This window comes from Flagellimonas profundi (genome assembly GCF_017313275.1).
In the GTDB taxonomy this organism is placed as follows: domain Bacteria; phylum Bacteroidota; class Bacteroidia; order Flavobacteriales; family Flavobacteriaceae; genus Flagellimonas; species Flagellimonas profundi.
Map to the genome: position 1 here is coordinate 58073 of NZ_JAFLNM010000005.1, position 25984 is coordinate 84056.

At 41.4% G+C, this 25984-nt stretch carries 12 protein-coding genes; 3 read left to right on the forward strand and 9 right to left on the reverse strand.

Translation table 11 applies throughout. The features are described 5' to 3' along the window. Window positions 1-6 precede the first annotated feature (6 nt). The 5 genes from J0654_RS16760 to J0654_RS16780 form a co-directional block, all read right to left on the reverse strand. On the reverse strand, window positions 7-3351 hold the full coding sequence (locus tag J0654_RS16760) for a VCBS repeat-containing protein (RefSeq protein WP_207030277.1): 3345 nt from the start codon (window positions 3349-3351) through the stop codon (window positions 7-9). A 1-nt stretch (window position 3352) separates the two neighbouring features. Next, complete coding sequence (locus J0654_RS16765; protein WP_207030278.1) at window positions 3353-3943, reverse strand: hypothetical protein; 591 nt, start codon at window positions 3941-3943, stop codon at window positions 3353-3355. After that, complete coding sequence (locus J0654_RS16770; RefSeq protein ID WP_207030279.1) at window positions 3940-7296, reverse strand: VCBS repeat-containing protein; 3357 nt, start codon at window positions 7294-7296, stop codon at window positions 3940-3942. Before J0654_RS16770 ends, J0654_RS16765 begins: the two co-directional genes overlap by 4 nt. Before the next feature lie 136 nt (window positions 7297-7432). Then, window positions 7433-8962, reverse strand: coding sequence for a RagB/SusD family nutrient uptake outer membrane protein (locus J0654_RS16775; protein WP_207030280.1), 1530 nt, complete (start codon window positions 8960-8962; stop codon window positions 7433-7435). A gap of 13 nt (window positions 8963-8975) precedes the next feature. After that, a complete protein-coding gene (locus J0654_RS16780) occupies window positions 8976-11927 on the reverse strand; it encodes a SusC/RagA family TonB-linked outer membrane protein (RefSeq protein ID WP_207030281.1) in 2952 nt (983 codons plus the stop codon). A 163-nt stretch (window positions 11928-12090) separates the two neighbouring features. On the opposite strand from J0654_RS16780, the gene J0654_RS16785 reads away from it, so the two are divergent. The 3 genes from J0654_RS16785 (at window position 12091) to J0654_RS16795 (ending at window position 16180) form a co-directional block, all read left to right on the forward strand. After that, complete coding sequence (locus tag J0654_RS16785; protein ID WP_417949265.1) at window positions 12091-12828, forward strand: NUDIX hydrolase; 738 nt, start codon at window positions 12091-12093, stop codon at window positions 12826-12828. Window positions 12829-13237: 409 nt separating this feature from the next. Then, entirely contained in the window at window positions 13238-15241 is a 2004-nt protein-coding gene (locus J0654_RS16790; protein WP_207030282.1) for a beta-L-arabinofuranosidase domain-containing protein, read from the forward strand. A 243-nt stretch (window positions 15242-15484) separates the two neighbouring features. Next, window positions 15485-16180, forward strand: a complete 696-nt coding sequence (locus J0654_RS16795; RefSeq protein ID WP_207030417.1) for an NUDIX hydrolase — start codon at window positions 15485-15487, stop codon at window positions 16178-16180. A 17-nt stretch (window positions 16181-16197) separates the two neighbouring features. On the opposite strand, the gene J0654_RS16800 is transcribed toward J0654_RS16795, so the two are convergent. The 4 genes from J0654_RS16800 to J0654_RS16815 all read right to left on the reverse strand — a co-directional run bounded on the left by J0654_RS16800 (window position 16198) and on the right by J0654_RS16815 (window position 25967). Then, window positions 16198-18348, reverse strand: a complete 2151-nt coding sequence (locus tag J0654_RS16800) for a family 43 glycosylhydrolase (protein WP_207030283.1) — start codon at window positions 18346-18348, stop codon at window positions 16198-16200. Window positions 18349-18372: 24 nt separating this feature from the next. After that, window positions 18373-21072, reverse strand: a complete 2700-nt coding sequence (locus J0654_RS16805) for a DUF5695 domain-containing protein (RefSeq protein WP_207030284.1) — start codon at window positions 21070-21072, stop codon at window positions 18373-18375. A 66-nt stretch (window positions 21073-21138) separates the two neighbouring features. After that, window positions 21139-22836 (reverse strand): DUF885 family protein, encoded by a 1698-nt coding sequence (locus tag J0654_RS16810; RefSeq protein WP_207030285.1) that lies wholly within the window; start codon window positions 22834-22836, stop codon window positions 21139-21141. Window positions 22837-22919: 83 nt separating this feature from the next. Continuing rightward, on the reverse strand, window positions 22920-25967 hold the full coding sequence (locus J0654_RS16815) for a beta-L-arabinofuranosidase domain-containing protein (RefSeq protein ID WP_207030286.1): 3048 nt from the start codon (window positions 25965-25967) through the stop codon (window positions 22920-22922). Window positions 25968-25984 lie beyond the last annotated feature (17 nt).

Here is a 25984-nt window from a genome sequence, read left to right on the forward strand (position 1 = left end):
AAAAAGTTATTTTGGATTAACGGACAATGCCTGTACCCTATCGTTGTTCTTTGCTGCAAGAAATAAAAGTTCCCCATTTAATGTTATGGGTTCAATATCCCTGACCTGTCCATCCAACTTTAAGTCCACCATACTGTTGGGAACTGCTTTGAATTTTCCCCCTCCTTGGTTAACAAGGCACACTCCATAGCTGGCGTCGTAGCGTCCCACTTCTGGTTTAACCTCAAAAAGATTACCTCCCAAGAGCAAGTCCGGCAAGCCATCTTTATTGAAATCCTGAACATGGATCGCATAAACTGGTGATATCTGAGCTTGGGTTGGCAGGGCTTGTAATTGGAATCCATTATCCGTATTCCAAAGTACCGCACTTTCCAAATACGTTACTTCCTGATGCACGGCATCTTCCAGTTTTTCCGGAGTAAAAATATCTTCTACAGTCTTCAGCTTATAATCTTCATATTTCAAAAAGCGTTTATTGAGATATGGCATCTGCTTGGTCAAGTCATGACGGAGCGCCAAAGGGTATGAGGTATCGCCATTATAGGTACAAATAATCTGATCTTGAATTCCATTTTGGTCAAAATCCTTGATGTAGCAACTGATGGGTCGTTCTTGACTGGCTTTAAACCTACTGTTCAACCCATGATTGCCTAAGACATAATCCATATCGCCATCATTGTCCAAATCCGCTTCTTCAATGGTATTCCACCAGCCTCCATAGTCTTCTAAACCATATTTTTCAGTCACATTTTCGAACTTTCCATTTTGATTCCTGAACATCTGAATCGGCATCCATTCCCCCACAACGATTAGATCCATTGCACCATCGGAGTCAAAATCTGTCCAAATGGCATCTTTGATCATTCCAATGTTTTCCAAGCCTTTAGCCAAATCGTTTGTTTTGTTGGTAAAGCGTCCTCTTCCATTATTAACAAGAATGTAGCCGTTTTGTGGAATTCCATATGCACGATCTTTTAGCCGAACACCAACGAAAAGATCCAAATCCCCATCCTTATCGAAGTCACTGGCTCTTACGCAGGAGGTGCTTTCGCCTATCTTGGTGGGGAAAGACTCAAAGGATTTTCCAAAAAGACCGTTACCATTATTAAAATACAATCTATCGTTGAGTTCCCTGGCTCCGTATGGATATTCGTTGCCTCCACTGACCACATAAAGGTCTTGGTCTCCATCCATGTCGGCATCAAAGAAAAGAGCATCTACATCTTCAGCACTTTTATCCAATACAAAATCTGGGATGTTCACAAAAGTAAGTTCTCCGTTGGCCTGCTGCAGAAATAGTTTTCCTGGGGTACCTGCAGCGCCACAAAGATAAATATCGTCCAGCCCGTCTCCATTGCAGTCACCAACAGCTATCTTCGGCCCTTCTGTGGAGTTCATGTGAAATAAAAGTGCATCCTTATCAAAATCGCTAAATGTATTTTCATCATGAACCATGGTTTCAGGCAATAAGCCTTCTTCGTTTGCAAAAGCAAATTCTTGTTCTTTACCCTTTGGCCAAAGTCTGTTCGGTTTCTTTACAGTATCCGCTTCTTGCTCGGTGATCGCAAGCATGTTATTGGGCTCTACATCGGTTAAAAAAGATATTTTCCCAGAAGGCCATTGCACTATTATTGAATCCAATAATTTATTATTGGGCAGACCAAAGTTTAAGGTGTAATCCATGGAAGACTGAAACCCACGGGTCGGGATTTGCTCTTGAACCATACTAAGACCATCTTGAAACACGCTTACCTTGGCTCCAATACCTCCGGTATTTTTACCTTCTCCCTGTAAGTTCACCTTAACATAATTACGGTTCGTATTTACCGTTTCCGATTTATTTTGATAGACAAACGCCTCCATATTGACATTGTTGACCACAAGATCCAAATCGCCATCATTGTCCAAATCACCATAGGCGACTCCATTTGAAAATCCGGGATCGTAAAGTCCCCACTCCTTGGTTTTGTCCTGAAAAGTTGTTTCTTCCCCTCCTTTGTACATAAAATTGGAAATGGGAACTGAGGGTATGATATCTATAAGTTTCTTAAAATTGATTCCTTCCTCTGTAATTACGCTTTTCATGATCACATCGTTGGAAATGTAGTTAAGATAGTCCTGATTCAAAATATCTTGATATACTCCATTGGTGATATAGATGTCCTTGTATCCATCCAGATCAAAATCATTCATCAAAACCGCCCAGCTCCAATCTGTAGCTTCCACTCCTTTGATACGTCCTTGTTCAGCAAAGCTTATCTCGTCTTCATTGATTTGTCCTTGGTTAATTTGCAACATATTTCGAGTGAACTGATTGAAGTAACCGTACCTTCTATTGTGTTGATATTTGTTCCAGTTTTCAAAGGACATGGAAGTCTTGAGTCGGGATTCTTCCTTTGGAAGCATTTCGGTTACGAACATGTCCGGATATCCATCGTTGTTCAAATCTGTTGCATCCACGCCCATGGATGCCATTCCTATGGAATTCATCTGCTCTGTTAGGGTCTCGCGAAAAGTACCATCACCATTGTTCATGTAAATGTAATCCCGTTCAAAAAAATCATTGCAGACGTAGAGGTCTTCCCATCCATCCAAATCCAGATCTGAAACCATTACCCCAAGGCCAAAACCTATAACACTGCCAAAAATGCCCACCTCATCACTGGCATCCCTAAAAACACCTCCGTCGTTGATGTAAAACCGGTCTCCGTTTATGGAATCGCGCTGAGTACGTTCATTTTCCCGGAGATTAAAGGAGCCTATGGCCCTGAACGAGTTATTCAAAACATATGCATCCAAATCCCCATCATGATCGAAATCAAAAAAAGCGGCATGCGTGGACAGGCCTTTATCGGCCAAGCCCAGGGAATCGGCCATTTCCAAGAATGTACCGTCCTTTTGGTTGATAAAAAGTTCATTTTGTTTGTTGTCGCCTTCAATATCCCCTGAATTACATATATAGATATCCAGCCAACCATCGCCATCAACATCTACCATGGTAACCCCTGTGGACCAAGATTTTTCGCCGCCCACTCCAGCTTGCTCCGTAATATCTTCAAATGTAAAGTCGCCTGTGTTCCGGTATAGTTTATTCTGACCTAAATTGGAGGTCATGTAAACATCGGGTAGCCCATCCTTATCGACATCACCAATGGCAACACCTCCTCCATTATAATAGTTCCTGTAGGTAAAAACATTAAAATCCTTGTCGTAGGCCAACGTATTTGCAAAATCCATCCCTGTTTGTTCAGGTGACATTTTTTCAAACAATGGCGATATCTCCTCTTCTGAGTTTTTACAGGAGATCAAGAAAAATACTAGTATCGTTATGTAAAGGATATTTTTTTGCATGCTAGCTTTTATGCTTTTTGGTCCCTTTTAAATCATAAAACCAAAGATTGATCATTTGCCCGCCTAAATCGGGAGTAACGGTAATCCTACAATTTCCTTTAAGATGTACATAAACGTCGTTCTTATAAATAACCGGACTGTCGACCTTGAAAGTTTTCCCTCCGTACCAATTATTCAACAACCTCATTACATCCTTTAAAAGGGCGTCGCTTTCCAAGGGTTCATCTGTTTCCACATTGGATTTGTAGTAAATGGCGGCATTCATTTCCGTAATTGTATCATTGGTGAAATTAGGATAGAAATTGATGGCTGCCGGAAATTGCAATCCTTCCAAATCGGATTCTACCCATGCCATGTTCTTTCTGCCTCCCTGCCAAAATTTCTTTTCTATATTTTTATCAAAACAGTACTCTCTAAACTCTTTTTTGGGCATTCCAAAATACAGGCCCATAAAAAGTGAATCTTGTACGGGACCATTTTTAAGCTGCTCCTTTTCGTAAGCCATATATTTTTCTGCCTCACTTTTTTTACAGGAAGTGGACAAAACCAATATGGTAATTGTGGACAATAAAATTGTTTTTAAAAATCTCATTGTAAAGCATTCTTTTTTAATACTACCAAACTATCATTCAGACGTGAAATTATCAATAACTCGGCACCTTTCACTCGCAGGGGTTTAATTTCGCGGATTTCGCCATCTATTTGTAAGCCGGACTCCGCCATGGACATACTTTCGAAGCTTCCGTCTCCAAATCCTTTTAGCAATACTCCGCGAGAACCATCGTTTATGCCAACCTCTGGCTTGGACCAATAGAAATTGCCCCCGGTCAAAATATCGAGTTTACCATCTTGATCAAAATCTCGCACTTGCAACCCAAATATTCTGGACAACTGTGCCTCTGCCGGGAGTTCTATTTTTTCAAAGGAACTTCCTTGATTAAGGAAAACAGCGGAAGCTGTATTGAACACTTCCAATTTAAGAGCGCCTTGTATGGCCTTCTTTCCAAAAATATCCTCCACGGTCTGCTCTTTATAGGAGTGGTACTTTAAATATTTCTTTTTGAGGTAAGGTAACTGCTCTACCAAATCTGAGCGGCCTACCAAAGGATAATCTTGTTCACCATTATAAATGGTGATAATGTGTTCCGGTTTCCCATTCTTATCAAAATCCTCCACATACATACTTACCGGCTTGTCCTCAGATGCCCTTAAACGAGTATTTTCACCAAGGTTCCCTGCAATTATGTCCAATCGTCCATCTTTATCGATGTCCGCTATTTCCAAAGTGTTCCAAAAACCATTGGTTCGGGCAAATCCGATCTCATTGATTTTCTTTACAAGTTTCCCATTATTGTTTTCAAATAGGGTCAATGGCATCCAATCCCCGACCAGGATCAAATCCTGATCACCGTCTTGGTCATAATCAAACCATTCGGCATCTGTTATCATTCCCAGGTTACGCAACTCCGGAGCCACATCTTCACCCACTTCTGTAAATTGTCCGTTGCCATTATTTTTCAATAGATAACCATTGCAGGGTTCGCCATAATTAAAGGGTTTCGCCCTAATCCCAACGAATAGGTCCATATCCCCATCACCGTCGTAATCCGCCGGAGCTACAGCAGAACTATTTTCGTATCGGTTGGTTGGCAACCATTGTTCGGATTTTACAAAAATCCCCTCTCCATTGTTTACATAAAGGCGGTCTTTTAAAGAAGAGGAACTATTCGGAAACTCATTTCCCCCACTGCACACATACAGATCCAGATCACCATCGTTGTCCGCATCAAAAAAAGCAGAGTTTGTATCCAAACTGGATTTATCGGCTTTAAAAGCAGGTTGGTCAACTTTTTGAAAACGGCCATCGCTACCTTGTTTATAAAATGCTGCCGCTTCACCTTTGTTACCCCCCAAAAAGATATCGGTTCTGCCGTCACCATCCACATCAGCAGTGTTTATATGGGCAGTGCCCGCGGAAACCATATCAAACAGCAGCAAATCCCTGTCAAAATCGTTAAAAGAAGATTTTTTGTGCATGTTGGGTATGGATATGGAGTCGGATACATCCCGGAACCATGGTTTGCCAACCTCCACATCGGTTCCTACTCGCTTTTGTGAACTATCTGTATTTTCGGAATAAGAAATGGTAAGGAATTGGTTTACGGCCACATCTCGCAAAATCCTGATATCGCCATCGGACCATTGTACTCGAATTGAATCTATTTGACCCACACTGCCCAAACCAAAATGAAGACGGTCGTCAACAGTGGATTGATACCCTCTCATGGGAGCAAGTTCCTGATAATACGTTTTATCCCCAGCATATACCGTGGCCTGAGTTCCCAGACCTGCCGTGTTGATTTGGGATTCAAGACCGACAAATTTTAGGTTTATAAAATGGTTTTCCTGTTTTTTTGTTTCCGCATTGTTCCGATAGACGAATGCGGGCATGTTAACATTGTTCAACACAAGGTCCAAATCACCATCGTTGTCCAAGTCGCCATAAGCTGAACCATTTGAAAAACTGGGACAATTAAGCCCCCATTCTTCGGAAGTGTTGGAAAAAGTTAAGTCACCATTGTTTGCAAATGCAAAATTGGGAATGGGATTGGAAGGGATACTATCAATAAGTTGTTTTAGATAACTTCCTCTTTCCTTGAAGAGTCTTGCCGTTGTGATGGGATCGGCATAAAAATTAAGATAATCCAAATCTATAAGGTCTTTAAAAATCCCATTGGCCACAAACATATCCTTGTTCCCGTCATTATCGTAGTCTGCAATAAGTGCTCCCCAGCTCCAATCGGTTGCCTCAACACCCGAAAACCTAGAGATTTCGGACATACTGATATGGCCTTCAGCATTGGGTGAACCTTGGTTTAATTGAAGTACATTTCTTGGAAATTGACGGTGATAACCCGCATTGACATTGGCCTGGTACTTGTTCCAGTCTTCAAAAATAGCCTTGGTTTTTAACCGGGATTCTTCTTTGGGCAGCATTTCGGTTACAAATATCTCCGGCCATCCATCGTTATTAATATCTGCCATGTCGGCTCCCATAGAACCCAGGCTTATCTCACCAATGATTTGCTCCAAAGATTCGGTAAAAGTACCATCGCCGTTATTGATGTACAGGTAATCTTTTTCGAAGAAATCGTTAGAAACAAAAATATCTTGCCAACCATCGCGATTAATATCTCCAATGGTAACTCCAAGTCCAAAACCTATGGCACTGCCATAAATTCCGGCTTTTTCGCTAACATCGGTAAAGGAATCACCATCATTTCGGTATAATTTGTTCCCTCCATTAGGGTCGCGAATCAGTCGTTGGTCTTTTTTTAAGGTATAACCTCCCACGGAACGAATGGAATTGTTCAGAAGATACATATCCAAGTCCCCATCTTTATCGTAATCAAAAAAGGCAGTATGTGTAGAGAGACCGTAATCGGCCACACCATATTCTTTGGCTTTTTCTTCAAAATTCAAATGGCCATCTTCATCTGTGCCCTGATTAATGAATAACTCATTATGCCTGTTCGCACCTTCGGGCTTTCCTGATTTGCAAATGTAAATATCCAGCCAACCATCGCCATTTACATCAGCAAAGCTTACCCCGGTAGACCAAACATCACCCGAATCCAAGCCGACATCATCGGTAATATCATCAAAAGTAAGATTGCCTTTGTTCAAGTACAGTCTGTTACCCACCATATTTCCCGTAAAGAAAATATCGGGAAGCCCATCCTTATCCAGATCGCCAATGGCGACACCTCCGCCGTTATAAAAATTTCGGTACGTGTAGGTGTTGAACTCTTCGGTATATTCCAAATCATTCCTAAAGTCAATCCCAGTTTCCTCAGCAGACAACAGGGAAAAGAGCGTATTGTCACCAGTACCGCAATCCAAAGGTTCCGATTTTTTTTGACAACTGGCCAGCGTAAGTATCACCAAACAAATTAATCCCCTATACATCATACCATCTCACATCGATTACTACTTAGGAAGAAGAAAAGACACAAATGGATGTTTGTGTCTTTTCTTTAAAACTAACTAAAACAAACTAATATACTTAACAATTAATCCATTAATAACCTGGATTCTGTTCCAAATTAGGGTTACCGTTCCTTGCACCGGTAGGAATCGGATAAACTTTTTTGTTCGGGTCCGTACTGGTTTTTTCCCACCATTGGTCAGTGAATCTGCCAAATCGGATCATAACGGTTCTCGCGTGACATTCAAAAGCCAACTCGCGTTGAATTTCGTTATAAAGATCGTCCTCCGTTAATGGATCGATTACACCCAACCCGGCTCTTTCTCTCACCTGTCTAACCAACTCAACTGCTTCGGCACTTCCATTATCCATTCTCCACAATGCTTCCGCACGCATTAGAAGGATACCAGCATATCGATACACGGGCACATCGTTATCCATGGCCAGGGCAATACCGTTTTCAAATTCAAATTTTCCAATTCTTGCACCAGACTGACTAAAGGCCTTAGGTGTCAATTCATTGATATATGGTGTAAAAATTAATGGTTCTCCATCCGGATCAGGATTTCCTTCGGAATCGATCTCAATGGCTCCGTTGGGATCCATAATTGGCTCACCAGTTGAAGTGTACTGCTGACCTACAATAAACATATCTTTACGAGCATCTGTATCTTCAAAAGAATTATAGAATTCTTCCAGTGCGGTAAATCCATTCCAAGGACCATCCGTAAAATTATAGGTTGCCTTATTTAGTGGGTGCAAGGTTTTCATGTGCATAACCAATGCTTGTCCACTTGTTTTGGAGTAAGGTACGACCATAATGTTTTCGGCCGACCCTTCGTTCTGATAGGTGAAATTATCCAAATAGGAAGGCTCCAGGAAATATTGACCGCCATCGATTATTTGTTGGGTCAACTGAGCTACTTTATCCCATTGAGCAGTTCCTGTATAGGTTTCTGCGTTCAAATACACATTGGCCAAAAGAGCCATTGCAGCCCACTTGTTGAATCTTCCGTAATACTCACCTCCAACTGTCTCTGTCATGGTAGGAATCACTTCTTCCAATTCGGCTGTGATAAAATTGAAAACTTCCGCTTTGGGAGTACGGGTAGGATTTACTTCCGCCCCGTTAAATTGGGTAACCAATGGAATGTCGCCGAACAAATCCATTGCCATGAACAAATACTGCGCACGTAGCACCCTTAATTCATTTATGGCATCTTGGGTATCACCCGATGTTGCTTCAAATTCCTCGATAAACCTGTTACAGTTTGATATACCTCCAAAGTATACCGTCCATGCCGTTTCGATGCTACCAAGGTTGTTTTCCCATTCATGTCTGTGCAAACGGGCCCAAATTCCTCCATCATCCCAAGGTCCGAATTTTGCAGGAGCGGCACTGGTTTCTGTAGATAGCTCCTGAAGGTTGAAATATGCCTCATGATAATCCCTTAATGGCGCATAGGCCGTTAAGATGGTCGCCAACTGAGTATCGGTAGTGGTATACTCCGTATCAGGTGTTAGTTCACTATAAAGCGTGGTCTCCAGGTCTGTACAGGAATTGAATCCCAACAGCAAAACGACCACCAAAGTCAATTTAGTTGATATTGTTGTGCTTTTCATTACAATAATTTTTTTAAAATGTTACGTTTAGACCTAAACTTACCGTACGAGTCCTAAAATAAGAGGTCCTGTCGTCTATTCCGGGAGCGAGCTGATCGCCAAACCAATCGTAGTGAACTTCTGGGTCCACTCCGGTATAACCAGATATCACGAATAGGTTTTGTCCGGAAGCATAGACTCTAAATTCTTTGATCGTATCACTTTTCAAATTGAAGTTATATCCCAGCGTAATGTTATCCAATTTAAAGAAATCGGCTTTTTCCACATAGTAACTGTTCCAGTTTTCTCCCTGGGTCAATTCTGGCAAATAATACTTTGTACGAACCGGGTTGTAGTTATTGGAAGCTCTTGGCGATTCGTAATACGCTCTGTTAATGTTTACCAAGCTATGACCGAATGCTCCCCTAAAAGTGGCGCTTAGATCAAAGTTTTTATAACGCAGGTTGTTACTCCAAGCCAATTCAAAATCAGGAAGACCATTACCTACAACTACAGCATCATCTTCTTGCGTGATCACGCCATCACCATTTTGATCGGTAATAATACGTGAGCCATCTTCTGCAAGCCCTTCAAATATTGGAGCCACAATTTCTCCGATGGGCTCTCCCTCTTCCAATTTAATCGGGCTGATACCATTCAATCCAGGAGGGCCTAAGTTACCTCTAAAGGTTTTTTCCGTTTCACCGTTCAAGGTTACCAACTCCGTATTAAATGTGGAGAACGTAATACCTGTAGTGTAATTCAATTCGTTTTTCTGAACTAGAGCTGCATTCAGGGCAATCTCCAATCCAGTGGTTTTCAACTCCCCAATGTTTCGAAGGGTTGTGTCAAAAAAGTTTGGTGGTACCGATACCGCTATGGGCTGCAATACATCCGTAGTGTTTCTGGTATACCAATCTATAGATCCGTACAATCTGGAATTCAACGCACCAAAATCCAAACCAATATTGGTCTCTGCCTTCTCCTCCCATTTTAGATCAGGGTTAGGGTTTGATGCAAAGTTGACCCCTTGCAAATACCTAGAGTTATTGAAGAAAACCCTGTTTCCTCTGGATAATCGAGTCCTGTACTCGTAGTTCTGGGTAGGAAGGTTACCGGTTACACCGTATCCTGCACGCAACTTAAGTGTGCTGAAAGGCGTATCCAATACTTCGGCTATGTCCAATCCACCACTTACTGCGTAGAAGTTACCCCATTTTTCATTGTCTCCGAATTTAGAAGAACCTTCTCGTCTTAAAGAGGCACTAACAAAATATTTGTCGTCCCAGTTAAGCATAACCCTTCCAAAGAAAGAAATCAATCGAGACTCTTCCTTCTGGCTATTCATGCCCATCAGCGCATCGTTTCCTGTAGCTGTACCAAGACCTAGCTCCAATGCATTGTAGTATAGGTCGTCTGTGATAAAGTTGGTATTGAATGCATCAAAATTGGTGTAAGTAAACTCCTGCCAAGAATATCCTCCAAGCAAGCTGAATTTAAGGTCACCAAAATATTTTTCGTAATTCGCTGTCAATTCAAACAACTCGTTCTCACGATCCTCAGCAAATTTGGTAGCCCTACCGCCTTGACCGGAAGCAGAGGCAAATCTCATCAATGAACCAAAGTACTGTGAACGTTGATCGCTTTCGTGCTGCAAAGAGTAAAAGCCTGCTACGTTAAGATTATCCGTAAGCTTATAATCTGCTTTGATGGTACCTAATAAAGTAGTGAAAATTCCATCATCCGTAGTTTCCTGTGTAATTGCATAAGGGTTGTGATACTCTGGAGTATTTGGCTCCCAATATCCATTGGCTGGATCATTATCGTTATATATAGGAGCGGTAGGGTCTGCAATAATTGCAAATCGCTGAGCCTCATAAGGAACAAACTTCGCCTTTCTTTTGGTCAAAGCGCCGTTAATGGTCAGGGTCAACTTATCATTCATTGCACGCTGCACCAAATTAAAACGCATGTTGAACTGATTAAACCCACTGCCCAAAGCCACACCTTCTACATCCCTGTAGTTGACAGAGGCTCTATAGTTTCCACTTTTCATTCCATTGGATACCGCCAGGTTGTGCACATTGGTAACTCCGGTCCTTGTAACAAGGTCCAACCAATCTGTTTCGTAACCATTATCAATACCACCAGCCTCTATATATTGTTGTGGCGTAGAGTTTTCCACAAACTTGGCCACGCTTTCCATGGCCAAATAGGTATTGTACTCCACACGGGCATTATCAACACCACGGGTTTTTTTGGTAGTCACCAAAATAACCCCCGATGCACCTCGCGTACCATAAATAGCTGCCGCAGAACCATCCTTCAACACCTCTATGGATTCAATATCGTTAGGGTCGATACTTTGGAGGGAACCTCCCAAAACCCCATCGATAACCACTAAGGGTTGAGAGTTGGCGCCAAAAGTGGACAATCCCCTCAACCGGATATTGAATCCAGCATTCGGGTCGCCCCCAGGCCTGGCAATGGAAAGTCCCGCCACTTTACCTTGTAGTAACTCGGCAGGGTTGTTAATATTTCCAGTGTTAAAATCTTTGGTGTCCACACTGGCAACGGCACTGGTAATTTCCCTACGTTCAACAGTACCATAACCAATTCCTGTGATGGTTACCTCATCCAATTGGGTAAAATCCTCGGTAAGGGAAACATCTATGGTTGTTTGACTACCCACTTGAATCTCTTGAGGTTTAAAACCAACATAAGAGAATACAAGAACGTCTTGATCGCTAACTTCGATTGAATAAATACCATCAAAATCAGTGACAGCTCCTATACTTTTTCCTTTAACAATAACATTGGCTCCAGGAATAGGTGTTCCCGTTGCCTCGTCCGTTACTGTACCTGAAACTGTTTTTGTTTCTTGAGCCTGCATCTGCAAACCAAGAAAAAATGTGAAGACCGCAAGCATCCGAAACATTTTTGGAACTCGCAACTTCACAGTTGATAGTTGTTTGTTTTTCAGCATTTTGTTTAGTTTATATTACATTAAGTGTGCTTTTCACACCTTAAAGGAAACAAATAAAATTAAGATTTGCAAACATTTCGTTAAAAAAATGTATTTTTAACACTTAAAGAACTTTTGGATACATATTCTTGCTTAATTAATTTAAATCCATGATTTTAGCTTCATGAAAATCACCCATAGCGCCGGAAGTGCTGATGACATCAACATGCAGCTCAATTATTACCAAAGGGAAGATCAGGTTCTTTTAGCTGTTGACTGTATAATTTTTGGGTTCGACAAAAAGAACCTCAAGGTTTTGCTCATCAAACGTAACTTTGAGCCCGAAAAAGGCAAATGGTCACTTATTGGTGGCTTTTTGAAAAAGAATGAAAATCTAGATGAGGCAGCTGCAAGAGTATTAGAGACCCTTACAGGACTCAATGATATTTATCTTGAGCAACTTCACACCTATAGTAAGATTGATCGAGATCCCGGACAACGAACTATCTCGGTAGCGTATTATGCCCTTATCAATGTGGATTCCCACCAATTTGATGGCATACAAATTGACTCGGCCAAGTGGTTTAAACTAAAGGAAGCTCCCGATTTAATTTTTGACCACAACGAAATGGTAGAAAAAGCGATGGCAAGACTTCGCAGAAAAGCAATGACCAAGCCAATTGGTTTTGAACTATTACCGGAAAAATTCACCATGCGTCAGCTTCAAAATCTTTACGAATCCATTCTTGGCAAAAAGTTGGACAAACGTAATTTCATCAACAAAATAAATTCACTGGACGTTCTCATCAAACTTGATGAAAAGGATATGACAGTTTCCAAAAAGGGTGCATATCTCTATGTTTTTGATAAGGACAAATATGAGAAGAAGGTTGAAGAGGAAGGATTCAGCTTTAAACTCTGACTTTTTTAAATACGCTGGATAACATTTCAGGGGTTCCCATTCTTCACATTTCATTTTCACAACCATCAACATATAGAAAGTGGCCTATGAAAGCTGTTGTGAAGCAAACAATACCTTTATATTATATATTAAGGTATACCATCCTCAAAAAATCCCAATATTCCAACCTTAAAACTTTTTTAGTGTTAATATCACACTTATTTACGTGAAATATTTGTTTTCGTGGGAAAACTTTCGTTATTTTATAAATGTATTATTTACACATTTAAACAGCGAGATAAAAAAAGAAGGTGATACTTTGTTGGTTTTTAATGCTTTATACCAAAATTAAAAACACCTAACAAGTTATATTGTTTTAATTACTAGAATCATCCAACATCTTGCGATACAAAACAACTAACAAATGCACATGAAAAAAACAATCATCTTTTCGCTATTATTGGCATGGGTCATGCCAACAATCGTCCACGCTCAGAATAAAAACAAAATCGGCTTTTTAGAAAAGCCGGTCCAAGTATCCTCAGTAAATGACATAGAAGGATTCTTTGGTGATCGAATTGCGCTCAATCGAGAGGTGTATCTCAAAGACTTTCCTATTGATAAATATGTTGACTTTGTTGTTGCCAGGCAACATACGGATTGGGATTGGACAAAAGCAGAACAACACGGAAAATGGGTCGAGTCAGCGTATTTATCCGCTATACAAAGTGGTGATGAGGAATTGCTGGTCAAAGCCAAAGCCGTATTAAAACGAATCATAGATTCCCAAGAAGATGAAGGGTATGTCGGTGCCACCGCAAAGAGCTATAGAACTGCTGAACGCCCCGTTAGAGGAATGGACGCCTACGAACTTTATTTTGTTTTTCATGCGTTCCTTACCGTATATGAAGAAACGAACAATAAAGATGCCTTGGTTGCCGCCGAAAACTTGGCAGATTATTATATCAAGTATTTTGGACCGGGAAAACTGGAATTTTGGCCTTCAGATTTGAGATATCCGGAGAACAAAAACAAAGAAGTCGCTGGAACATCGGACTTTGCAGGACATAGTGTGCACTACTCATGGGAAGGGACATTGCTGTGCGACCCCATGGCCAGGCTGTATGAACTTACAGGCAATAAGAAGTATTTGGATTGGAGCCAATGGTTGGTAAACAATATTGACAAATGGAGCGGTTGGGATTCTTTCTCACGATTGGATTCGGTCGCTGAAGGTACTTTGGGTGTGGACGAACTTCAACCCTATGTGCATTCCCATACTTTCCACATGAATTTTATGGGATTCTTGCGCCTCTATCAAATTACTGGTGACGAATCACTTTTGAGAAAGGTAGTTGGGGCATGGAACGACATTAGAGAACGCCAAATGTATATCACAGGTGGCGTAAGTGTCGCAGAACATTATGAGTACAATTATGTAAAACCGCTTTCCGGTAATGTTGTTGAAACCTGCGCTACCATGTCCTGGATGCAATTGACACAGCTGTTGTTACAATTAACAGGAGATACCAAATATGGTGATGCTATAGAGCGATTAATGATCAACCATGTTTTTGCCGCCCAAGATTGCGAAGGAGGTGTTTGCAGGTATCACACTGCACCAAATGGTGACAAACCTAGTGGTGGTCATGGTTTTTTCCATGGGCCCGATTGTTGTACGGCCAGTGGACATCGTATCATTTCATTGCTGCCCACTTTTCTTTATGCAGAAAAAGGGAACGAGTTTTTCATAAATCAATATATCCCTTCAAATTATAAAGGGGAAGATCTTAGCTTTGAAGTGGAAGGGAATTATCCGGAATCGGAAGATTTATCCATTAACATATCTACGGATAAAAAAGTTAGAAAAACCATCAACTTAAGAATACCATCCTGGTGCAGCTCGCCCAAGGTAAGTGTTAATGGCAAAGCAATGGAGGCAACACCGGGCACCTATCTTAAAATATCCCGTAGATGGTCTCAGGGAGACAAAATAGATATTACTTTTCCTATGGAAACCCAATGGGTCAAAAGAGAAAATCATAGCAACTATGTGACCTCTCGTTTACCAGGTGGCGAAATCATGTATAAGGAAGAAGAAACCGATCAAGTTCCCTATGCATTTGTTAGAGGACCAATAGTTTACGCTCTTGACATGGTTTGGAACAAGCAAGTAAACAACGACGATGTGAACATAGAGCAAGATATACGCATAGATATTTCGGAAGAACCCACCATGGTGGACAACAATCCATTTCAGAGTATATTGGGCCCTGTGTACAAAACAAAGGCATTGTACAAGGGAAGTGAAACGGATGTATTCCTGACACCCTTTACCAACATTGGACAATGGTACAGACCGGACGACCAAAAGCCACAGAAAACCGCTGAAGCATTTACTTATGGTATATGGTTGTTCAACGAGACGGAATAATATGCTGATTTTTTAATTGTTCCAAGGCATTTTATTTCAGATGTACATTAACTATCCTAAACCCGGAAACAAGTTATAACCACAAAGTCTTTCAAAGGTTCAGGAGATAGATAAATTACAATGGAATAAAATGCCTTTTACATTATATTGATGTATTGGATATTTGCTTATAAACATTAGTTTTTGGATTTTAGCATTCATAAGAAGATCATTGATTTGGAAGTAGTAGAAGAAGACCCAAACATGCAACTCAACTATTATCAGAAAGAAGACCAAGTACTTTTGGCGGTCGACTGTATAATTTTTGGGTTTGACAAAGAGAAACTCAAGATTTTATTGATCAAAAGGAATTTTGACCCCGAGAAAGGCAAGTGGTCATTGATTGGGGGATTCCTCAAAAAAACGGAAGATCTTGACCAAGCTGCAGAGAGAGTTTTAGAAACACTGACAGGGCTTAACGATATTTATCTGGAGCAACTCCACACCTACAGTAAAATTGATAGGGATCCTGGACAACGTACCATTTCGGTTGCATATTATGCACTTATTGATGTAGATAATTACCGCTTTGATGGAATACAAATAGATTCCGCCCATTGGTTTGATATTAAAGAAGCACCTCACCTAATTTTTGACCACAATGAAATGATAGAAAAGGCAAAAGCCCGTTTAAAAAGGCGTGCCTTGACCAAACCCATTGGGTTTGAGCTGCTCCCGGAAAAATTCACAATGCGACAGCTCCAAAACCTTTACGAATGTATTCTGGATAAAAAGCTGGATAAACGAAACTTCATCAACAAAATAAACTCATTGGATATTCTGGTCAAACTTGATGAAAAGGATATGAGTGTTTCCCGAAAAGGAGCTTATTTATATGTTTTCGACAAGGATAAGTACGAGAAAAAAGTCCAAGAGGACGGGTTTATATTTAAAATATAACACTATTCAACAGGAACCTATTCCTTGTTCTTGAATGGTTTCGTTGACTGCATCAACTTTTTTACATCCATTTCATTCAACGCATAATCGTACATCTGCACGGAGGCCAAATAGCCTGAAAAATTCTCACCAACATCAGAAGCTCCTATTCGGATTTTGGCATTTTCGATTTGTGAAGCCAATACCATATTTTGGGAATTGTCCAATTTCCCGTCCACATATATTTTTTCCACTACACCATCAAACGTTAACACAATATGGTGCCATTCATTGGGAGATGGTAGATTGTTGTATTTCATATCAAAATGGCCATCCAAATGTGCTGCAGCTCCATAATTTCCACTATTAAAATGTAACGCATTGTAAGAATTCGCCAGGTTGAACCTAAACCTATCACACCAAGAAACCAAACATTCACCTTCTTCGGATATCTCAGGGTTTTTAACCCATGTGGCCACGGTAAAAGAACCGTTCCACTCCAAGCTTTTTGGAACCGGCACATCCAAAACAAGGGCACCCTTGGCAAAATTAAATGCGGTTACTCCTTTATCATCCTTCGCTAGAGCCACCTCTCCTTCTTGAATAAAATTTCCGCCGACATCCCCTTTATTGGGTATACTTACAGTTTGCTCTGCTTGAGAAAAGTCGCTGGCATGAACACTTACCAGTTTGCTATGGGAGCTTTTAACCCCAGGACCTTCAGTTGAAGGGTTGCCCTGTAAATTCAATGGGGTATCAAACAAGGATTCGAATACCTGTATATTCCAGATAGCAGCATACAAACCAGTTTTTTCCGTATCCAAAACAGTTAATTTCAAGTAGCGGGCTTCAACATTGTTATCGTCGATCATAGGGCTGCCTGCAATCGTATTATTGGAGCGGTCCACATAAAGCTCCCAATCTTCTCCATCCTTGGAAAACTCCAATTTGTATTGATAATAATACCCTGCAAATTCAAATTGGGTCATTACCCTTTTAATGTTCGTTACTCTTCCCAAGTCAACAGTCAAATGTTGTGGTAAAGTATTATCACCGGCTTTCCACATGGTAGCGTTGTGGTCATCTACGGCAAAGGAAGGTTTATACTTATAATCATATTCCAGCGATTGCAAATGGTAATACGAAGAAGCTGTGGTATTCGTTCCCAAGGCTAAATTAGGAGGTACGTTGGATTTCAATAAATTTTGAAGGCCCTTTGCTCCCGGCACAACTTTTTGCAAGGTGGAATCGTTTTCAAAAACCAATTCATCAACACTTACTTGACGAGACAGACCGCCCCTGGTCATTGGGTAATCGTGCTTGTGGTAGACAATGTAATAACGCCCATTTTCTTCCAACACGGAATGATGCCCGGGCCCGTGCACCGTTTCATCTTCATTGGTAGCTAAAATAGCATTGTTCCCACCAGGGGTAAAAGGACCATAAGGACTATCGGCATATGAGTATCGAACGTTATAGGTTTCATCATGACAGGAACCTCCAGAATACATAAAAATATACTTATCCCCTTTTTTCATCATGTAGGCCGCTTCAAAAGGGTCGGGCGTTTCTTCCAAAGGAATGTTCTCCGGGTTTCTGATTTTTGACATACTTTCCCTATCCAACTCTCCCACTGCATACCCGCCATTGTAGTGGACCCAAGTTCCCCAGTAGGCATAAATTCTTCCATCATCATCCGTAAAAAACTGCGCGTCCAAAGAGGGAAAACCTTCCTTTGGGCAATTATGGGCAATCACCGGAGTATCATCCTTGTTCAATTTTTTCCAAGGTCCAATTGGGGTGTGGGACACGTATCCATAAATATTACACCCAGCCTGACAGTTACCAAAATACAAATAGTACTTTCCATCGTCACCTTCAATAATATCAGGTGCCCAAAAATTTCTAAGATTAACGGATTCCAAGGAAGGAACATCCATGGTATAATTGTACCAATACTTAAAATCTTTACTGTACCAAACCGTGGGAACCCCTGACGCCAACATTTCATTGTCTGTTGTAGCGTAGATATAATAGGTATCCCCAAATTTCTTGATGGTAGGATCGGCAAAGTAACCCGGAAGGAGCGGGTTCACATTTGCAATGGGCAACTGTCCCTTCTTCTCTTGACCAAAAACATGACCAAAAATCAAAAACAATACAAATATGTTCAGTGTCCTATTGCCCATTCCAAAGGTTAATCCTCTTGATCTTTAAAGTTTGATGACTGTCTCTTTCTTCCCCAATTCAATTTGATAGGCTCCCCTGACTTTTTTATAGGGTAGTTCAACTTCGCCATCAATACGTAAATAGGCATTTGGTGCATGCGGGGTTTTACTTCCCAAGGTGAGCGTCACCTCCTCGGTTTGCTCATTATACGCTACTTTTTCAAATTTGCCTGCATCCAATGTGAGCCATAGCTTTTTGGGAGCAATAAATACTTTGGATTTTGCCGCTGTGGTCAATTCCATTTCCACCATATTTCCTTTGTTGGACAAATTACCACCAAAAGCAAGCCAGCCCATATCCTCATCATTCACAAGATAGGACGAGGAGTTCACCACATAGCCGTAAAAACCTGAACCATAATCCCCAGAAATCCCATCAATTTTTAAAGTAGAGGGATAGGAATGGAACGCTGCCGGTCCAAAACCATCTTGGGTGATATTGGAAATTCCACCCAAAAGCCCCCCATAACCTACTTTCAACAGATAAAGGTCATCTGGATTTTTCCTGAAATGGCTCAACACTGGAATAGCATTCAGCGATGAACCGTAATGGTGGATTTGACGCTCTACCCTAGATGTCTCGCCTGCTTTTCCTCCGTACAAAAAATCCCAGTATCTTCTGGCATTGCCGTTATAGCCCCAATGCGGCATTGTTGGCATATAGGCCAATATGGCATTTAGGGTAATGTAGGCCTTTCTGTCGTACCCGAAATAACTGGACCACATATACACTTCTTCCTGACCCGTGGAGTCCCAAGGCATTTCACTCCCAAAAGGGTAATCCAACGCCCTCCAATGGTTTGCTCTTTCCTTCATGAGTTCCTCTAAATCCATGGCCATATCGCTAAGCCCCTCGTTTTTTAGATCTTCGAGAATAAACAGGAACACAGAACCTTCCATCTGCCCAAACTGGGCATAGTACGGAGCTTTTTCCACCATGGCAACACTGGTATGGTAGGCGTTTTTTAGGTACCAATCCCAAGATCTGTTATCTACAAGTCCTTCATGGTATCTAGACAAACGGTACATTACCCAATAAGCAGCCGCTACATGCGGATAATTATAGGACCTTCCCGGGTCGTTAGCATGTTTATGATCCCACGCAGCCCATGTATTATAGTTTATGCTATCGCTGTAGGTTCCTTTGGGCAAAGAGTCGGGTTCGTAATAAAACAGACTCTTTTTAACCCCATATTTGTTGGGACCGTCATTGTACTGTATTCCTCCCCATAGGGTTTCATCAATAAAGCCTTGGATTTTTTTGACTTCTTCTTGGTTTGGTTGCACCAATTGTTTCATTACCGCAGCCAACCAACTTCCTGCCCCTCCTTCGTCGCTCAGTCCACTGATCCAAACCCTACCATCTTGTACCACCTGTTCTTTTTTATCATAATCGTAGCTAATGGCAGAACGATTACGACCAAAAGGGTCGTTGGGATCATCAAACCATTGTTCTGTAGTTAAAAAATGTCCAAAATCCTTGATGACATCAGTTTCAGGTTTAATGATTTTGTAATTAATGGTTTGTTCAACACCATCATTATAAGTTATGGTTAGTCTTGCCCTGCCCCATTTTTCGCCTTGAACGAGGTACTTCTTCTTTCCAGAAGCTGTAGTACCCTCTTCTTTGACCTTTAAAGCCCCTTTGGGCTCAATTTTTATAGAAGCAATGTCATTTTTGTAATCAACAAACAATTGTCCCTCCACGTCTTGTGGCAATACATACCCTGGTACACCTACAGCCACCGGGCGTGCTTCCTTGACCAAGGTTTCCTGAATATTTTTAATTCCTTCCGAAAGCACAAATTTTAAGGCAAAGCTTTTTGACTCTCCAGGTTCAAGTACAAGCGATGTGGGTTTGTTCCATTGCTCCACACCTTTCCATTCTTGCTCAGCATATGCCTTGCTATGGGACATCCATTCGTGGAAACCTTCAAAAACGATACTTTTCGGAGTCGGATCGTCCAACAAAGGTCGGTAGGCTTCAAAGGCCATATTCTCTTTGGGCAGTACCAATAGCGCAGGCCCTCTTCCACTTAATCTTTTAACTTCGAGATAACCTGCATCTTTTCCTATATAGGGATCAAAAAATACATTTTGGGCATGGGTATCTACCAGGGATTTACCTTCCAAAATATTATTGAAAATCATTGGAACGCCCAACGCCCCGATTTCCACAGGCCTATTTTGCTTGTTGGTGATTTCGAAACGCATCACCAACTGATCATTGTCCAACTCGTAATAGCGTTTTACCGAAACAGGAATATCACTGGGCAACGTATTGGCCAAATCGGCTGCTGCCAAAACATTTCCACTGGTTTCCAAAGCTGTGACCTTGGCTCGAGTGGTGGCAGTGGAATAACTTTTCCAGATTCCATTGGCATCCTTTATCCTGAGATTGATGTCCCCCAAATGATAAAGGCTGTCCTTATCCCTGATTTCCAATCGTTCTCCCGGGGTAAAATCAAAATAGGGTTCGCTGTTTGGCCTGAGGGCCGCGACGGTTTGGGATGCCCTGACCAGTTTTAGTTGAAAATCGGGAGTAGTAAATTTTTGATAAACATCGGCTATACCCAAGGTCGATTCCCGCTGCTCCACCCTGCTCCAATAGGTTTGTTGTGCTTTTATGGTCGATATGGCCACAAAACAAAATACGGATACCATCCAATACGTTACATGCTTCATTTTTCTGCTAGTTTGGTTTTCTTTTCAAAGGGAAAACTCCCTCTCCTTGCAAGAATGCGTATGTACCTATTTGAACTCTGTAGAGAACTTCCACTTGGTTTTATAGTTCTTGTTCAAAGGAAGTTCTTGCAACAAAGCGCGTAACATTTCCACGGGCATTCTGCCCTCGTGCATTACACGGTCATGGAACTGTTTCTCTGTCCACCCTTTGTCCAACATTTCATTTCTAAGGGCATAAAATTGCAATCCTCCCATCATATAGGCCAATTGGTACAATGGTGGATAGCTGGTTGTAAAGGAGCGTCTCACCTCAGCTTCTGCATTGGCATATTCGTGTCCTACCTCATCAACCAAAAGGTCTATACATTCCTGTGGCGTCATCTCACCCAAGTGGAACTTCAAAGAGAAAATGATTCGTGCACATCGATGAATCCTCCAAAAGAGCATTCCCATTTTTTGTTCCGGAGTCTGGGGAAAATCCTTGTTCCACAAAATAATTTCCCAATACAGTGCCCAACCTTCGGTCCAAAAAGGATTGTAAAAAGGTCTTCTGTAGCTTTTATGGCGACTTGTCATAAAATATTGAAGGTTATGTCCAGGAAGCAATTCGTGCTGTACCGTGGGAAAGGAGAAATTTGGATTGTTTCCTCTCATACTCATCAACTTGTCGTTATGGTCCATTTCCATAGTGGGATAAGAAATTATAATATCCCTACCTCCCAAAAAGAAGGGGCTTACCTTTTGCCTTTCCGGGCTCATCATTTTCATGCCCCAAGTTTCCTTGGCAAGTTCGGGCAAGGTGATCAAATCCCTTTCTTCAATAAAATCCACAGCATGTTGATAGAGGTCAAAAATAGCCTGAGGCTGCTCTCCAGCAGGAACATAGGTATTCTTGACATGTTCCAATGCCTTTTTCCAATCATCGCCGTACCCCAGTTCCCGAGAAGCTTTGATCATTTCATTTTTGCACCATTCAAATTGCTCTTCTGCCGTTTTTATGAGTTCTTCAGGGGTATAGGGAATCAATTCCAACGCTAGGCTTTCTTTTAATGCCTCCTCGCCAATGGGCTTTCCTATAATTCCGCTTCCGTCGTCCTTAACGCTGTCCTCTGAGTAGTTTTCCTTTAAGAACTCGGCATAAGCAGTCAGTTTTTCGTTCAGTTTTTCATAGGGCTTTTCTACCCACCAGGTAAAGTCCGGGTCGTAGCCGTAATAAAAATCATATGCTTCTTCAAGTCCTTTTTGGAAAGAAACAATGAGTTCTGATGCTTTATCTGCAGTTTGCCAATCTTTGAAAGGTTTGGCTTTCCAACTTTCCATTTCAGAATCAATAATCTCGGTCGCATCTTGAAAGGTTTGCGCTAATAGTTTGGCATCTGGTTTTTTGCCTCTTCTTCTATTTTCGATAAAAGGAAAGATGTCCTTGGCAAAGTTGTTTACTTCACTAACTTGTTTAAAGGCATCATAATCTTGGGTTAAAAAATATTCCCTCTTGGCAACCAAATTTTTTAATAGGATATAGTCCACCTTGCCTTGTTGCGATAATGATGCGAAATCTACTTCATTCATCCTTTTTTTCCAGTCGGAATAGAATGTGGAGAGTCGTTGATAGTATTCTTCCGATTCATCCACAATGTAAGTGCGGTTCAAAGCCCGGTTATCCGTTTCAAACTCGGTTACAAGGTCGGCCAACTTACTTGTCTGTGCAGTTGCACAGGAGCCTACCATGACCGCTACTATAATTCCTATTTTTTTAAAACCCATGTTGGTCATATTTAGTTGATTGCTTTGCTACCTAAAGGTAGTGAATGGTTTTTCAATGTTTTTAATTCGATACTCATCGTTGTTTATTCCAATGTGATATCAAGGTAGACCGAATGGCGGCCGTACGTTTCATAGAAGGGCTTAAATAGCACACCATCAATGGTAAATTGTAATGTTTCGGGATCCCCTTGAATGGATTTGCCAATATCCTTGGCATCCAATGTTACCTTTCGCCAATCGGTTCTGGCTTCTGTTTCTTGTGCCACCAATAATACGGGACCGTAAAAAATACTAGCAATGTTCTGCTGGTCCATTACGGGGTTCAGGTGGAATTCAAAAGGCATATTTATATCAATTACATCTCCATCTTTCCATGTACGGTTCAAGTTAAGATACTTACCTGGCTCAGCCTTTGCTTTGACCTTCTTCCCGTTTATTTTTACGAAAAAGCCTTTGGTTGCCCAATGAGGCACTCGAATATTCAAATCAAATTTCCCCTGGCCCTTTATCGTCAATTGCGTGTTATCTTCTTTAGGAAAAGCTGTTTTCTGTTCAATGGTGATATTTTTATCGGTCCACTCCAAGGTAGAAGGAACAAATAAATTCACATAGAGTGCACTATTGTTTTGACTTTTGAAATAAATTGAGTTTTGCAGTTTGGTGCTACTTTCCAAAGCTGTTCCGTTACAACAGGTAAAGCCGGTCATATCGGAATTTCCAAATCTTTTAACGGAACCAGGCCTTAAGGGGACGTGATAGGTATTGGCCGGACTGTCCTCGGCCACCGAAGCAAGAATATGATTATACAACCCTTTCTCGTAGTAATCCATCAATTCGGTACGCTGGTCAAAAAGAAATAAGTTTTTAGTGAGTTTTAGCATGTTGTAGGTAGCACATGTTTCATTTTGGCCTCCTGATGAAAATCCATTTTCATATAACGTGGCCGGTTGACCAATAAAACATTCCGCATTTGTAGGGTTCCTTGCCCCGGCTACACCACCTATGCTATACATGTAATCATTTTTTGCTTTGTACCAGAAGTTATCTGCCACTTGGTAATATTCCGGTAATTCCGAATCACGGTATATTTCGAGCGCACCCATAATCTGAGGTATATGTTGATTGGCATGCAGACCTCGGAAGGTATCCACGTTTTTCGCCAATCCATGGGAGTGTTCGGCATCACCGAAAAACATTTTTATATTGTCGAACAATTGCGCCACTTTCAGATACCTTGGTTCGTCGGTGATCCTGTCCAAACGGGCCATGGCTTCGTTCATACCGCCAAACTCTCCCGCAATGTAAGTGTTCCACATACCAATAAGCGTATCGGTGGGCAATTGGCTCAACCGGGCATATACCCAATCTCCCATGCCTTTAGCTATTTCTAAGGCTTTGTCATTGCCACTGACCTCATAAACATCCATTAGACCGGCCAAAATTTTGTGCAGGGTGTAATAGGGTGCCCATATTTGAGTAGGTTGTGTTCCATAGGTAGCTCCTTTTTCCAACATAATGAACTGGTCCGGTGGGTAGGCGCTTATAAAACCTTCGCCCCAATTCCAATAATCCGTACGTATACCGTTTTCACTCAAATCAGAATCGTAGGTTGATTTGCCCGGACCGGGAGGAACGGCGGTAGGGTCATCTACATACGGTCCACCTGTTTTAGCGGGGCGACCTGACATCTGGGAAAGTTGATACAACACTTCCACCATATAATCCATTTTATCGGCGAAATTGGCTTGCAATTCCTTGTCATAGCCGGTACTCGCATAGGCTTGGGCAATGGCCGTTAAATAATGGCCCGTAGCATGTCCTCTCAACTTTGTTTCTTGACTGTCCCAAACTCCCAAGGGCTGTGCTCCTTGTGGTTGTTCTTGCCCATAAGCATTACGGAACATATAAAGAAAGGAATCCGGATTGGTTTGAGCCAGCGTGCTTATGAACTTGTCTCTATTTTCTATGAATTTTGTTTGATTTCCATGCGCATCAACATCCAAAGAAACTTGATCCAGACCAAACACATCCAATGTAAGGTTGGGCGTTTCCGGTTTTTTATTGGCAACAACGGTTACTTTTGCCCTGGGTTGAAAATCAGTTCCAGCTACTCGACCCGTAACCACGTAATTCCCTGTTTTTGAAACCATGGAATTATCTTTTGGAGCTGGCCATAGCACCCTCACCTTTGGACCTTCGATACCAGTACGATACGTTCCTTGAACAAACCTTGGCAATCTAGGTAAAAAGCCTACAGCGGTTTCTACCTCAACATCGGATACGCCCACCAAATATTCATTGTACAATTGTGGAGTTTCCGGAGTAAATTTTGGAAGGTCATCTTCGGGTTTTTCCTTTTTCACTACTTCATCGCCTCCTCTTAGAGCAATGTTGCGAATCGTTCCTATTTGCTTTTCACTCAAAGGGATTCTGTATAATCTGAAATCGTGGATCTTGGCACTTAGATAAGGGTTTCCAGATATAATGGACCTACCAATATAGAGTACATTTTCGTGGGTGAACATTTCATCCAATTGCATGTCCATGTTTTCTACCTTACCTACTTGCTTCCCATCAATAAATAGATTGATGGATTTTGATGGAATATCGAAAACCAAACCAAGATGAACCCATTGGTCAGTTTCAATTTTTGAATCAGGCACAAAAATCTCGTACGTTTTTTCACCGTTTTTGATGACTTGTACTTGGGAACCTTCTTTCTCTTTGGTTCCAGCCAAAGCAACAAAAAAATGGGTTCGGCCATCTTTTCCGAAATCAAAAAGTGTTTGACCTGGTTGCAAGGATTTAAAATTTACCCAAGTCGTGATGCTCAACGATTCTTCACCTTCCAAAGATTCACCAGGAATGGAAACATAGGATTTGTCTTCTGCAGACAAAGAAAGCACTTTGCCAAACTGCCCATCATCTTCAAACTGGGTATCCGAGCCATAAACTCTCCCATGAAGATTGTTTCTAGACCAATCTTTGGCATCTCCATCAAAAATATAGCGGGCAATCATTCCAGTTTCACCAATCCCATCCAAAATTTGGTTTCCACTTTGTGCTTGTACAAAGTTTGTGGACCAAACGAGTAAGGATAGTACCGCAATGAATAATTTTATCGGTTTCATACTAATTATCTCAACAT

Coding starts and splice junctions, on each gene's coding strand:
- J0654_RS16795 (WP_207030417.1), top strand. CDS start 15,485: ATGCAACTCAACTATTATCAGAAAGAAGACCAAGTACTTTTGGCGGTC.
- J0654_RS16810 (WP_207030285.1), bottom strand. CDS start 22,836: ATGGGTTTTAAAAAAATAGGAATTATAGTAGCGGTCATGGTAGGCTCC.
- J0654_RS16800 (WP_207030283.1), bottom strand. CDS start 18,348: ATGGGCAATAGGACACTGAACATATTTGTATTGTTTTTGATTTTTGGT.
- J0654_RS16780 (WP_207030281.1), bottom strand. CDS start 11,927: ATGCTGAAAAACAAACAACTATCAACTGTGAAGTTGCGAGTTCCAAAA.
- J0654_RS16775 (WP_207030280.1), bottom strand. CDS start 8,962: ATGAAAAGCACAACAATATCAACTAAATTGACTTTGGTGGTCGTTTTG.
- J0654_RS16785 (WP_417949265.1), top strand. CDS start 12,091: ATGAAAATCACCCATAGCGCCGGAAGTGCTGATGACATCAACATGCAG.
- J0654_RS16765 (WP_207030278.1), bottom strand. CDS start 3,943: ATGAGATTTTTAAAAACAATTTTATTGTCCACAATTACCATATTGGTT.
- J0654_RS16760 (WP_207030277.1), bottom strand. CDS start 3,351: ATGCAAAAAAATATCCTTTACATAACGATACTAGTATTTTTCTTGATC.
- J0654_RS16805 (WP_207030284.1), bottom strand. CDS start 21,072: ATGAAGCATGTAACGTATTGGATGGTATCCGTATTTTGTTTTGTGGCC.
- J0654_RS16815 (WP_207030286.1), bottom strand. CDS start 25,967: ATGAAACCGATAAAATTATTCATTGCGGTACTATCCTTACTCGTTTGG.
- J0654_RS16790 (WP_207030282.1), top strand. CDS start 13,238: ATGAAAAAAACAATCATCTTTTCGCTATTATTGGCATGGGTCATGCCA.